The organism is Candidatus Hydrogenedentota bacterium, from assembly GCA_012730045.1.
Lineage (GTDB): Bacteria > Hydrogenedentota > Hydrogenedentia > Hydrogenedentales > CAITNO01 > JAAYBR01.
Genome location: JAAYBR010000086.1, coordinates 1 through 13,644 on the forward strand (window position 1 = coordinate 1; position 13,644 = coordinate 13,644).

Annotated in this window: 5 protein-coding genes; 2 read left to right on the forward strand and 3 right to left on the reverse strand. The window is 65.2% G+C overall.

The window, feature by feature from the left end:
• Positions 1 to 375 precede the first annotated feature (375 nt).
• Genes GXY15_08770 through GXY15_08780 form a run of 3 tightly spaced genes read right to left on the reverse strand, consistent with a single transcriptional unit; the run spans position 376 to position 5,900 of the window.
• The gene (locus tag GXY15_08770) at positions 376 to 1,956 is read right to left on the reverse strand and encodes a hypothetical protein (GenBank protein NLV41305.1); all 1,581 of its coding nucleotides are present in this window, start codon (positions 1,954 to 1,956) and stop codon (positions 376 to 378) included.
• A gap of 3 nt (positions 1,957 to 1,959) precedes the next feature.
• Entirely contained in the window at positions 1,960 to 3,330 is a 1,371-nt protein-coding gene (locus GXY15_08775; protein ID NLV41306.1) for a glucose-6-phosphate isomerase, read from the reverse strand.
• Positions 3,327 to 5,900 (reverse strand): DEAD/DEAH box helicase, encoded by a 2,574-nt coding sequence (locus GXY15_08780; protein ID NLV41307.1) that lies wholly within the window; start codon positions 5,898 to 5,900, stop codon positions 3,327 to 3,329. The genes GXY15_08775 and GXY15_08780 overlap by 4 nt, the downstream gene beginning before the upstream one ends.
• A 583-nt stretch (positions 5,901 to 6,483) precedes the next feature.
• Here GXY15_08780 and GXY15_08785 point away from each other — a divergent pair.
• The gene (locus GXY15_08785) at positions 6,484 to 9,816 is read left to right on the forward strand and encodes a DEAD/DEAH box helicase family protein (GenBank protein ID NLV41308.1); all 3,333 of its coding nucleotides are present in this window, start codon (positions 6,484 to 6,486) and stop codon (positions 9,814 to 9,816) included.
• The gene (locus GXY15_08790) at positions 9,813 to 13,418 is read left to right on the forward strand and encodes a hypothetical protein (protein NLV41309.1); all 3,606 of its coding nucleotides are present in this window, start codon (positions 9,813 to 9,815) and stop codon (positions 13,416 to 13,418) included. Before GXY15_08785 ends, GXY15_08790 begins: the two co-directional genes overlap by 4 nt.
• The last annotated feature ends 226 nt before the right edge of the window (positions 13,419 to 13,644 follow it).

Genomic DNA, 13,644 nt, shown 5'->3' on the forward strand with positions numbered 1-13,644 from the left:
CCGAGGTGGCACGGGCTTCCAGCCCGTGTGTCTTGGGCTGCAGCCATGACCCAAGACACGGGCTGGAAGCCCGTGCCACCTCGAAGTCCGTCCCCGCCGTCTTCCTTTCGATACGGCATTTCAACCACAAAATGCCCTAGCACGCGGGCGCGGGGGGCTTGCGGGGGCGCGGCGGGGGTGCGTATGATTCGTTTATGGATGACTTGGACGAAAAAAAGCGCCCGGAGGATGCGGCGGAGGACACATGCGTGGGCACCTGTTTTGCCTGCATTCCGGACTGCCCCCGCCGGAAACAGCCGTCCCCTCTCGGCCGGAAGAAAGCCCCGGCGTCCGGGAAAAGCGGGAAACGGGGCGTTTCCGCATCTGGAAAGCGCGTCAGGGGGAAAGGACCGAAAGCAGGATCCGCCTGACCCACTCCGTCTCCTCCGACTCCAGCCCTGTGGTCAGCAGGGGAATCTGGTAGGGGTAGAGTCCCGCCACGAGGCGGTGCGCCACCGCCCAGAGGCACACGGCGCAGAGGCACAGCCCCAGGAACGCGCCGATGTTGCGCCGGAAAAGCCCGATGGCCAGGCCGGTCCCCGCCAGCCACCGGCGCGCGCCGGCCGCGGCGGCATGGCGGCGCCGGAAGTCCCCGGAGGCGTTGCGCCACTGCATCCACGCCGCAACGGGGGTCAGCGCCAGGGACGCCATGACGGCGGCGTTCCAGAAGACCCCCGCAGCCGCCCCCATCCAGGCGGGACTCTCCAGGGGGGCGCCGCGGCTGAACAGCATCAGGGCGGCAAACCAGACGGCGGCGACGCCGCCGTGCAGGGCGGAAGCGCGGAGGGGCGAGGGGATGTTTTTCGCGTCCGACGCGGCCGCGCCGAAACCGATGCCGGCGGCGCAGAGGAGGAGATAGAGCGCCGTCAGCAGGGCGAGCGTCTTTCCAACGGCGGCCAAAGGGGCCTTGAGGCGGTCCGCGTGCGCCTTCAGCACCCCGCCGCGCCGGTTCTCGAAATCCGCCAGACCGTCCCGCGCCTGGGTGAGGAGGGCGTCGAGGGCGTCCAACGACGCGGCGGCGGCGGTGTCCCCGCGCGCCTCGGCGATGCGGCGGCGCAGTTTCAACGCCTCCGCCTGGATGCGCAGCCCCTCTTGGGCGCGGTCCGCGCGGAGAAGGCCTTCCGCCGTCTTGGGGTTTCCCGCGATCATGGCGCCCGTGGCGGCGATTTCGCGCAGCCAGGCGTCCCAGTCCCTGAAATCATTGCCCGCGATGTCCCGTTCCGCCCGTGACAGGATGTTTCCGGTCATGCGCCGCAGGGGCGCGAGGCACCGCGCGGCCAGCTCCCGCTCCCTGTCCGCGTGCCAGGCGCCCCGCCCGGGCAGGGTGGCGTGCCAGAGGGGCTCGGGAAAGAGCACGGGATCCCCCGCGCTGTTGGTGCGCACGAGCAGCGCCATCACCTCGCCCAGGTCATCCTCCGGTCCGAGGGAGGCATGCAGGGCGGCGGCCTCCAGATAGCGGGGCAGGGCGTTGCGGGGGGGATGCAGGGCGGCGGCGCGGAAGCGCTCCCGGGCGTCCACCGGGCGGCCGGCGTCCAGCAGGGCGCAGCCGAACTTCACCAGGAGGAAGGCGTTGCGGGGGTCGAGGCGCAGGGCCTGCTCGTAGGCGGGCAGCACGAGGTCGGACTCCTCGACGTCTGCCAGCGCCTCCAGGTAGCGGGCCGTTGGCGGGTCGTTCACCAGGGCGTCCCGTTTCACGGCGTTGCGCAGGATGGGCCGGGCGGACTCCCGGGCGTGGCTCAGGGCCATGCGGTACTGGGTTTCCGACCGGTCAAAGCGGAGGTAGCCCTCGGCGAACCAAAGGGACAGGCAGAAGAAGACGCACGCGGACACACAGTAGCGGTAGGTGCGCCGGTTGCGGCGCAGCCGCGCCACGTCGCCGACGGAGGCGCCGTCGTGTCCGGGCGTCCCGGCGTCCATTTCCTACGCCTCGCCGCCCATGAGCCTGCGGGCGATCTTCTTGCCCTCCTCCACGCCGGGCTGGTCGAAGGTGTTGACGCCGTAGAGCCTGCCGGCCACGGCGGTCTCCACCTCCATCATGTAGAGGAACTGCGCCACGGTGTGGGCGTTGAGCACGGGCAGCGTCACCTGGATCACGGGGCGCGCGGCCGCCTTGAGGGCGTCCATGGTGCCGCGCAGCTCGGCGGCCATCAGGCGGTTCATGCTCTTTCCGCGCAGGTAGTCCAGCCCGGGCACCTGGGGGAGCGTGTCCGCGATCTTGAGCGCGGTCCCGAACTTGGCCACTTCGATGACGTTGAAGACCTTGTTGTTCGGCCCCTCGCAGTAGAGCTGCACCTGCGAGTGCTGGTCCGTGGCGCCGAGGGCCTTGATGGGCGTCTGCCCGGTGAAGACCTCGTCCCCGCTCAGGCCGAAGCGCTTGCCCAGGCTTTCCGCCCACAGCTGGCGGTACCAGTCCGCCACGTCGCGCAGGCCGTCCGCATAGGGCATCATGACCGACATGGTCTTGCCCTTCCGCGTGTCGAGCAGGTACTGGAACACGGCGCGCAGGCAGGCCGGGTTCTCCTCCACGGAGGCCAGGGAGCACCGCGCGTCCATGGCGGCGCAGCCCTCGCGCATCGCGTCGAGGTCCATGTTCAGCATCGCCGCGGGGAACATGCCCACGGGGGAGAAGACGGAGAAGCGCCCGCCCACGTTGAGCGGGATCGGGAAGGAGACGAGGTTGTACGCGTCCGCCACGGGGTGCAGCAGGCTCTTCGGGGCGTCGGGGTGGCGGGGGCTTGTGGTGACCACCAGATGGTCGGCCAGCGGCGCGCCCTTGAGCGCCTTCTCCAGCTGGTCCACCACGATCATGAGCTGGCTGATGGTCTCCGCCGTGCCGCCGGACTTCGAGATGACGTTGAAGAGGGTCTTCTTCGCCGGGCACAGGCGCAGCATGGCCTTGAAGGTCACGGGGTCAATGTTGTCCATGACAAACAGCCGGGGGCCGCGCCGTTTGCCCCGCGAAAGCAGGTTGTAATAGGGCGGGTTGAGGGCCGTCTGGAGGGCCGTCAGGCCCAGGGCGGACCCGCCGATGCCCAGCACCACCAGGTTCTCGTAGCCGAATTGGGCGAAATGCGCCGCCTTCTCCTTCACGCCGGCGAAGGCCGCGTCGTCCTTGTACAGGTCGTAGAAGCCGTACTTTGCCGCCGCCCGCTCCCCACTGAGAATGGAGAGGATCTCCAGGGCGCGGGGCTCCAGTTCGGCGAGCTCCGCCGGACTCACCCCATGGGCGGCGCCCACGGCGGCGGCTTTGGCCCGGGCCACATTTACTTTGATGTCGAGAGGCTTGGTCATGTGGTTTTTCCTGTTTTTCGGCGCGCGTCAAAGAAGCCGCCGAGTTTTGCCAGCACGGTCTCAGACGGTCCGGCGTCCACGGTCAGGTCGGGGAGGGACTTCAGGAAAATCCTCCCGTAGTATTTGGTTCTCACCCGCCGGTCCAGAATGACCACGGCCCCCCAGTCAGTCCGCCGCCGGATGAGGCGGCCAAAGCCCTGCCGGAACTTAATGACGGCCTGGGGCACGGAATACTCCATGAAGGCATTTCCTCCGGCGGCCTCAATCGCCCCGGCACGGGCCTCCTGAACAGGCTCCGTGGGCACCCTGAAGGGCAGTTTTGGCAGTATAACACACTGCAAAGCGTCCCCGGCAACGTCCACGCCCTCCCAGAAACTGTCCGTGGCGAAGAGCACGCTGGAGGTGTCGCGCCGGAACTCCTCCAGCAGCTGGGTGCGGGTGGCCTTGCCCTGGCAGAGGGCCGTGATGCCCGCCGCCCGCAGGCGGTCCTCCAGTTTCCGGTAGGCGTGGTTCATGGCGGCGAAGGAGGTGTACAGCACGAAGGCGTGGCCCCGGGTGTGCTCCAGCACCTGCCAGACCGCCTCCACCCCCTGCTCCAGGAAGGCCCGGTCGCCGGGATCGGGAAGGTCCGTGGGCACGCAGACCATGACCTGGCTCTTGAAGTCGAAGGGGGAGTCCAGGGCCAGGGTCTTGATGCGCTCTCCGGCGACCAGATTGAGCCCCAGCCGCTGGAAGAAGTAGGCGAATTTCCGCTCGACCGTGAGGGTGGCCGAGGTCATGACCAGGGTGGTGAACTGCGGGTACACCCACTCGGCGAGGGGTTTCCCCACCTCCAGGGGGCAGCGCACGACGCGCACGTACCGGTCATTGTCGCTGTCCATCTCCACCCAGCGCACCGTGTTCTCCTGGAGCGTCTCGCTGGTGCACTCGGCCAGCGTGTTCGCCACCGCCTCCAGCCGCATCCGGCAGGCGTTCAGCTCCAGCGCCTCCGACACCAGCGGCGGCTCCGCGTCGTCCGGACCCCGCGGGATGTCGCCCAGTCTCCGGACCAGCGCCTCCAGCACCCGCGACAGCGCGCGGACGGCCTCCACGGCGGGCAGGGTGCAGACCGTGTGCGCCTCCCGGAGTTCGGGCTTTGCCAGCACCTCCTCCGTGAGCCGCCACTTGATCTCCCGGCCGATCTGGCCGCTGAGTGCCCCCGCCAGGTCGCGCAGGGTGGTGAAGACCGTCTCCAGCGCGTCGCGCGCCGCGTCCAGGGCCGGCGCGGCATCCTTTTCCAGCAGGTCCAGCAGCCGGGCATAGTCCTCCGCCGGGAGCTGGAAGCACTCCCGGGCCAGTTTGAAGCGCACCAGCGGGAACAGCCCGCGCTCGCGCCCGCCCTCGGTGCGGTGGAGGCGGTTCAGCTGCATCCGCGCGCCCAAGCGCGTGGCCGACACGCCGAGGTACTCCGTGGCCGAGTCCTCCACGGAGTGCGCCTCGTCCAGAATAAGCCGGTGGAAGGCCGGCAGCACGGCCATGGACGTGAAGTCGTCCGCCTCCTTCTTCACCGCCAGGTCGGAAAAGAGCATGTGGTGGTTGACCACCAGCACGTCCGCGCCCGCCATGGCGCGGCGGGCCTTCCCCACGAAGCACTTCTGCTGGTTGGGGCAGCGCCCCATGGCGCAGGTGTCCGCCTCGCTGCGGATTTTCTCCCACAGGTCGCGCGACGGCACGAACGACAGGTCGGACAGGCTGCCCTCCTCCGTCGTGCGCGCCCATTCGGCCACCGCCTCCAGCTGCACCTTCGCGGACTCCTCCTCGAACAGCGTCATCTCGGCCAGCGCGTTCCCCAGTTTCCGCAGGCAGAGGTAGTTGTTGCGGCCCTTGACGAGGCACGCGGCGAACTCCAGCCCGAGTGCCCGCCGGATCAGCGGGATGTCCTTGTGGATGATCTGCTCCTGGAGGTTGATGGTCCGCGTGGAGATCACCACGCGCTCCTTGTTGCGCAGGGTCCACAGGATCGCGGGCAGCAGGTAGGCGAAGGTCTTGCCGACCCCCGTGGGCGCCTCGATCACCGCGAAGCCGTCCCCGTTGAAGGCCTCCGCGATGGCCTCCATCATGGCCGACTGCTGGGGCCGCAGCTCAAAGCCGGCCAGATGCCGCGCCATGGGGCCGTCCGGCCGGAAAAAGGCCTGCAACTCCGCCGCCGCCAGCCGCGCCGCCTTCTTCCGCGTGAAGGGCTCCACCACCACATAGACCGAGTGCGCCTCATTGTCCACGATGAACATGCCGTGGCCGTGGGCGGCGTAGGCCGACGCCAGCGCCAGGTCCGGCCCGCTCGGCGACAGGTTGCCCGACGGGTGGTTGTGGATCACCACATCCCGGATGTCCAGCCCCTCAAACAGCGCGGGCACCGTGTCGCTGTTTCCCCGCGCCAGCACCCGCACCGCCGACACCCGCCCGTCCTCCGCCAGCGTGCCCGCCAGAAAAACCTCCTGCCCGCCGGCCTCGGCGACGGCCTCCTGCGCCTGCGCCAGCGCCTCCGGATGGAAGCGCCGCAGGCTGTCTTCGCCTATGCTGTCGCGGGGCATGGGGGTCCTTCGGGATGGCGCCGGAAACACCTCACGGCGCAAACGGGTGAAAAACAGGCCGTAGTATAGCCGAAAGGCGCGACCGGGGCGCAGTGCGCGCGGAGCGCGCTGCGGAACCCTGAGACACCCCGTTGGCCCCAGTGGCGCGCAGAGCGAAGCTCCTTGGAGTGCGGCAGCTTGCTGCCGCCTTTCTCCGCGCGGGCTTGCCCGCGCGCGGGGGCTCCGTGACGAAACTGGGCGGGACGTTTTTCCGAATCTTGCGCGGGCCCCGGTCTGAAAGGCGCAAGCAAGCTTGCGCACTCCAAGGCGCGCTGCGCGCGCGCGCGGGGAGCACGGGCAGCGTCCCGTGTTCCCGGCCCTCTTTGGCCAACCATCTCAACCCCGGCGGTGCACAGAGCGAAGCTCCTTGGAGTGCGGCAGCTTGCTGCCGCCTTTCTTCGCGCGGGCTCGCCCGCGCGCCAAACGAAAAAGTTGATGCCGGGCGTACTAGCGGGCTACCATGGCTGAACGGGGCGGGTGGCCCGAAAATGACCACCACAAGCGCGGGGGCCTGACCGGTCCCAAGAGTCAAGGGCGGACAGGCATGGAAGAAAACAGGGTTGCGGCGAATTCGGGGATCATTGACAACCAGCGCAGGGGGAAAGTGGCGGAGTTTCTCAAGGCGCACATTGTCGAAGGCAGTGCCCTGTCCGTTGTTTCCGCGTATTTCAACATTTATGCCTATGGGGCGCTGTCGGCCCATCTGGACCGGATTGGCGGCATGCGTTTCCTCTTCGGGGAGCCGGGCAACGTCACCACTGTGGACCCAGAGCGCTCCGAGAGCAAGGCTTTCACAATCCAGGGGCGGGGATTGTCCCTTGAGAATCAGCTTCACCAGAAGGAAGTCGCCCTCCGGTGCGCCCGGTGGATCGAGGATAAGGCCGAAATCCGCTCCATACGCGAGTCCAACCTTCTCCACGGGAAGCTCTACCACATCCACGACGGCCACCGGGAGCACGCCCTCCTCGGCAGCTCCAACTTCACCCTCCGCGGGCTGGGCGTGGCCGCCACCCCGAACATTGAGCTGAATCTGGTGGTGGACGGCGACCGCGACCGGGCGGACCTTAAGGCCTGGTTCGACGAGCTGTGGGGGGATGCGGACCGTGTCGAGGACGTCAAGCAGAAGGTGCTCGAAACCATCGCGAAGCAGTACACGGACCACTCCCCGGAGTTCGTGTACTTCAAGACGCTCTTTCATGTGTTTGATCGGTTTTTGCAGGAGGGGGACGACGACGCCCGGCTCTTCGACCGGACCGCCATCGTGGACACGGACATCTGGCGCGCCCTCTACGACTTCCAGAAGGACGGCGTCAAGGGCGCCATCAACAAGATCAACGCCCACAACGGCTGCATCCTCGCCGACAGCGTCGGCCTCGGCAAGACCTACACCGCCCTCGGCGTCATCAAGTATTTCGAGCTGCGCAACCACCGCGTGCTCGTGCTCTGCCCCAAGAAGCTCAAGGACAACTGGACGGTCTACCTCGCCCAGAACAACAGCACCCTGAACCCCTTCCTGCGCGACCGCTTCGCCTACACCGTCCTCGCCCACACCGATCTCTCCCGCGACGGCGGCCAGTCCGACGGCATAGACCTGGGCACCCTCAACTGGGGCAACTACGACCTCGTCGTCATTGACGAGTCCCACAATTTTCGCAACAACACGCGGGGCCGCCAGGACGAGGACGGGAATGTCATCCGAAAGAGCCGCTACGAGCGCCTCATGAAGGACATCATTGAGGCGGGGGTCAAGACCAAGGTGCTCCTTCTCTCCGCCACGCCGGTCAACAACGACCTAAGAGACCTGCGCAACCAGATTTACATCGCCACCGAAAACAATGACAACGCCTTCTCGGAGTCCTTTGGGGTGCCAAGTATCAACGCAACCCTCTCCACCGCGCAGAAGACCTTTACGGAATGGGCGCGCGGCCAGGGCGACAAAGACGTCCGGGTGCTCATGGACCGCCTGCCCGCCGGTTTTTTCACCCTCCTCGACGAGCTGACCATTGCCCGCTCCCGCAAGCATATCCAGCGCTACTACAAGGCCACGCTGGCGGAGATTGGCAGTTTCCCCCGCCGCCTCAAGCCGATTTCCCTCATCTCGGAGATAGACCTGAAAGGGCGCTTCCTCTCCTACGACCGCCTCAACGACGAAATTGCAAACTACCAGCTCTGCCTGTTCAATCCCTCCCGATATGTCCGGGAGAAGTTCCAGGCGATTTACCAGGAGGACAAGTACAAGAACTTGTCCCAGGCCAACCGCGAGCGTTTCCTCATCGGCATGATGAAGGTCAACTTCCTCAAGCGTCTCGAAAGCTCCGTCCACTCCTTTGCCGTCACCATGGCGCGCACCGTTGACAAGATTGAAGTCTTGGAAAAACGCCTGAGGGCGGCCAAGGAACAGGGTTCGCGCGCGGTCACGCTGACGGTCCAGGAGGATATGTTCGCCCCCGAGCAGCTCGAAATAGAAATGCCCGGAGATGAGTGGGAATTGTCGAACGTCTCCGAGGTCATTGGCCGCCGAGAGTTCCAGATAAAGCACCTTGATGTGGACCAGTGGCTCAAGGACCTGGCGAAGGACAAGCAGCAGCTCTCCATGCTCTCCAGCCACGCCCAGGCCGTCACCGCCGACCGCGACGCCAAGTTGCGCGACCTGCGCGGCATTATCGAGGAAAAGGTCAAGCACCCGACGGTCAACAGCCGCGGCGAGGCCAACCGCAAGGTGATTGTGTTCTGCGCCTTTGCCGACACGGCGGCCTACCTCTACGAGAACCTCGAGACATGGGCCAGGGAGGAGCTGGGCATCCACATCGCCCTCGTGTCCGGCGGCACCCGGCCCAACCGCACCACCCTGGGCCGCCCCAATTACACGGATATCCTCGTCAACTTCGCGCCCCGGGCCAAGCAGCGCGACAAGATGCCCGCCTTCCCGCAGAACGAGGAGATTGACCTCCTCATCGCCACCGACTGCATCAGCGAGGGCCAGAACCTCCAGGACTGCGACCTCCTCGTCAACTACGACATCCACTGGAACCCCGTCCGCATCATCCAGCGATTCGGGCGCATTGACCGAATCGGCAGCCTGAACAAGGAAATCCAGCTCGTCAATTTCTGGCCCACCCCCGACCTCAACAAGTACATCAACCTCAAGAACCGCGTCGAGGCCCGCATGGCCCTCGTGGACCTCTCCGCCACCGCCGAGGACAACATCCTCCAGGCCGACGACCTCCGCGAGCTGATCCAGGCCGACCTCCGCTACCGCGACCGCCAGCTCCTCCGGCTCAAGGACGAAATCCTCGACCTCGAGGACTTCAACGAGTCCGTCGCCCTCAGCGAGTTCAACCTCAACGACTTCCGCATGGAGCTTGCCAACTACATCGCCGCCAACCGCGAGCGCCTCGAAAAGGCCCCCTTGGGCCTCTACGCCCTCGCGCTCCCGGACTCCGAATATCCCCAGGTCCGCCCCGGCGTCATCTTCTGCCTCCGCCACACCGGCGAGGGCCGGGGCAACGAGGCCGTCAACCCCCTCCACCCCTACTTCCTCGTCTACATCCGCGACGACGGCGAGGTCCGCTACACCTTCACGAGCCCCAAGCAGATTCTCGAAATCTACCGCTCCCTCTGCCTCGGCGTCGGCGAGCCCTGGCGCGGTCTCTGCGACCTCTTTGACCGCGAGACCGACAACGGCCGGGACATGGCGCACTACAGCGCGCTCCTGCAAAAGGCCGTCGCCTCCATCGCCGCCACCTTCCGCAAACGCGCCGCCTCCGGCCTTCAGTCCGGCCGCGGCTTCGTCCTGCCGAACGCCCGCGAGCAGGTTCAAGAGGACACGGACCTCGAACTCATCACCTGGCTGGTCATCAAGGAGGACATTGCATGAGCGGTGGCGCCCCCGTGACAGCGGCCCTCGCCCAGTTCCAGACCCTCCCGCTCAAGGATGCCGCCCGCCAGCTCTTTGCGAAGCTGGGGTACGAGAGCGACCGGTTCCTCGCCGGCGCGGGCTCCACGCCGCAGGACTTCCTCGGTCACTTCGCCGCCGGCCGCCCCTTCGACCAGGCCAAGGCCCTCGTCCCCGAGTGGACATCCGCCGACCTCCTCTTCCAGCTCACGGACCAGGAGCTCAGCCGCGAATACAGCCTTTTCACCGACGACTCCGTCCAGCGCGGCCTGCTCAAGTCGTACGTCTTCGTCGCCATCGGGCTCAAGGGCCGGGACTACGCCCGCGGCAAGTTCTCCGCCGTCGCCCGCCAGATCAACCGCCTCTTCCCCATGCCCGTCATGGTGCTCTTCAGGCACGGCGACCGCCTCACCATCGCCGTCATCAACCGCCGCCGGAACAAGCTCGACGACAGCAGGGACGTCCTGGAAAAGGCCACCCTCATCCGCGACATCAGCTTCGCCCAGCCCCACCGCGGCCACCTCGACATCCTCGCCTCCCTCGCGCTGCCCAATCTGGTCCACCCGCAGAAGAAGCCCATCACCGACTTCGACACCCTCCACGCCGCGTGGGAGCAGATATTCAACGTCGAGCTGCTCAACGAGCGCTTCTACCGCGAGCTGGCCAACTGGTACTTCTGGGCGCTCCCGCAGGTCAAGTTCCCCGACGACCTGGAGCCCAATGAGGAGAAACGCCGCGCCACCGGCCTCATCCGCCTCCTCACCCGCCTCATCTTTTGCTGGTTCATCAAGGAAAAGGACCTCATCCCGGAAAAGCTCTTCCACCCCGCAGACCTCGCAGGAATCCTCAAAGACTTCGATCCCGAGAGCGAGACCAGCTCCACGTACTACCTCGCCATCCTCCAGAACCTCTTCTTCGCCACGCTCAACCAGCGCATGGGCAGGGACAGCACCGGCAAACCGTACCGGTTCTTCGCCCGGGACGAGGGGTTTCAGAAGAACCGCGCCACCTATGACGTCAACACCCTCTACCGCTACGAGAGCCTCTTCGCCGTTTCCGAGGAGGAGGCGCTCGCCCTGTTCGAGGACATCCCCTTCCTCAACGGCGGCCTCTTCGAGTGCCTAGACCGCACCGAAGACGGCACCGACCGAAAGCTTTACCTCGACGGCTTCTCCCGCATCGCCAGGAAGCGCCCGCATGTCCCCGACCGCCTCTTCTTCGACAGCGGGGAAACCGCCGACCTCTCTGAAGTCTATGGCGACAAGAAACGGAAATCCGAAAAGGTCACCGGCCTCATCACCCTCCTGAACCGCTACAAGTTCACCATCGTTGAAAACACCCCCATAGACCAGGAAATCGCCCTCGACCCCGAGCTGCTCGGCAAGGTCTTTGAAAACCTCCTCGCCTCCTACAACGAGGAGACCAAGACCACCGCCCGCAAGCAGACCGGCTCCTTCTACACCCCGCGCCCCATCGTGGACTACATGGTGGACGAGTCCCTCAAGGCCCACCTCACCCGCGCCCTCGTGGAACAGGCCACCATGAAGGAGCCCGACGCCCGCGCCGGACTGGACATTCTCTTCGCCTACACCGAGAGGGAGCACGCCTTCTCCGACGCCGAAGTCGCCTGCCTCATCGCCGCCATTGATTCGCTGAAAGTCCTCGACCCCGCCTGCGGCTCCGGCGCCTTCCCCATGGGCGTCCTCCACAAGCTCGTCTATATCCTGGGCAAGCTCGACCCCGAGAACGACCTTTGGAAGCGGACCCAATTGGCCAAGCTCGACTCCGCCCCCATGCGCGAGGAGCTGGAGCGCGCCTTCGCCGACAACAACGACGACTACGGACGCAAGCTCTACCTCATCGAAAACTGCCTCTACGGCGTGGACATCCAGCCCGTCGCCATCCAGATCACCAAACTCCGCTTCTTCATCTCCCTCGTCTGCGACCAGCGGACCAACCGGAACAAGAAGGAAAACCACGGCATCCGCCCCCTGCCCAACCTGGAGACCAAGTTCGTCGCTGCGAATAGCCTTATCGGACTGCCGGAGTTGGATCAGATGGAACTGGTCGATTCCCGTGTTTACGAAATCGAAGCGGAGATCGAATCCCTCTACCACAGTCACTTCTCAATCCAGCGACGCGACCAGAAGCTTACCCTCCAGCGCCAGATCAAAGCCCTCCGTCAAGACCTCGCCACGCTCCTCGCCGACACTGCCATGTCTCCGTCGAAGTCCAAACTCGTCGCCGGGTGGGACCCCTTCGATCCGCAAACCTCCGCAGGCTTCTTCGAGCCGCACTGGATGTTCGGCATTTCAGTAGCCGACGGGTTCGACGTCACCATCGGGAACCCACCCTATGTCCGCGCAGACGAGCAAAGCGAGGCAAACATAGCTCAGCGAGCCGCTATCCTTGCCAGCAAACAATACGAGACTCTTTGGGAAAAATGGGACCTTTTTGTCCCGTTCCTTGAACGCTCCTACAACCTACTCCGCCCGGGCGGTGTTAGCACCATGATCGTCTCAGATGCCTTTTGCCATTCCAAATATGCACAGAAGGCTCAGAATTGGTTCCTGCAAAACGCCCGCATCCTTCGCCTCGACTTCTGCGGTGAAGTCAAAATTTTCGACGCGGCCGTTCACAACGTCATCACCTGCTTCCAAAAAGCCGACAGCGCAAACTGGAAGCCTGAGAGACGCTTGCATCGGGATGTATTCGGTGAAGTCGTTAAGCTTTCCAGCGATGAACAGGCGAAGTCGAGCTATCGCGCGTTTTTCCCGCACGATGACGAGCATGACGGCTTTACCAGCCCAACGTTGCCTATCTGTGAAATTTGCTACCTCAGCTACGGTCTCGCGGCTAGCAGCGATGAAAAGCTGCACAAAGGGGAGTTCGTCACCCAGGATGTAACGCAAGATTTCAACGATGACAGACATCCGAAGCCTTGGGTGGAGGGAAAACTTCTAGCTAAGTGGCTGCCTCTTAGCAACCGCTGGCTTGAGTGGGGGACAAGGCGCGCGCCGAGCCACTTCAGGCGAATCACTTTCGAGGAACTCTACGAAGTGCCGGAGAAGATTCTCATTATGAGGGTTGCCGGAAGCGATCTGCGCTCCTGCTATGATACAAGGCAGCTCTACACGAATCACACTTCGATTATCGCGGTGCCCTGGCACTTGCTGCGCGGCGTCCGAAATAACTCACTAAAAAAAGCCGCTCGCTATCGTGGCGAGAAGCCGCTTCGCCCCGACCTCCCGAAACGCGAGGAACTGGAGGCCACCAGCCGTCGTTTCCCAGTGAAATACCTGCTTGGCGTGATGAACTCCGCCAGCGCCCGCGATTTCCTTCGCTGCAACAGGCGCAGCAATACAGACCTTTACCCCGACGACTGGAAGAAGCTCCCTATCCCCGATGTTTCCGCCGATCAGCAACAACCGATCATCGATCTCGTCGATCATATCCTCAGCCTCAAACGCGTCAATCCAGTCGCCGACATCGACGCCCTAGAAACCCAAATCGACGCCGCCGTAGCCTCCCTCTACGGCCTGACGCCGGAGGAAATCGCCATCGTGGAGGGCACCGCCCCATAAACCCACCGAGCGAGCGCCGGTTCCCCCGCCTCCCGTTGGCCAAAGCCGATGCCGGAGCCAGCCCCGACCTCCTGGCTGTCATCAAACAGGAAGGCCGGGTTGGGTAGTCCGCAGATTGCGCAGATGTTCGCAGATTAGGGGGAGAGGGAAGATGCCGATCGGGAGATCGGCGTTCCCAGGGGGGCGCTTCCGCTGGGGTTCATCATGTGCCCCGGTCTGGAAGGCG

Bases quoted from the DNA above. Each gene is read 5' to 3' on its own strand.
- GXY15_08780 (NLV41307.1), bottom strand. From the start codon at position 5,900: ATGCCCCGCGACAGCATAGGCGAAGACAGCCTGCGGCGCTTCCATCCG.
- GXY15_08785 (NLV41308.1), top strand. From the start codon at position 6,484: ATGGAAGAAAACAGGGTTGCGGCGAATTCGGGGATCATTGACAACCAG.
- GXY15_08790 (NLV41309.1), top strand. From the start codon at position 9,813: ATGAGCGGTGGCGCCCCCGTGACAGCGGCCCTCGCCCAGTTCCAGACC.
- GXY15_08775 (NLV41306.1), bottom strand. From the start codon at position 3,330: ATGACCAAGCCTCTCGACATCAAAGTAAATGTGGCCCGGGCCAAAGCC.
- GXY15_08770 (NLV41305.1), bottom strand. From the start codon at position 1,956: ATGGACGCCGGGACGCCCGGACACGACGGCGCCTCCGTCGGCGACGTG.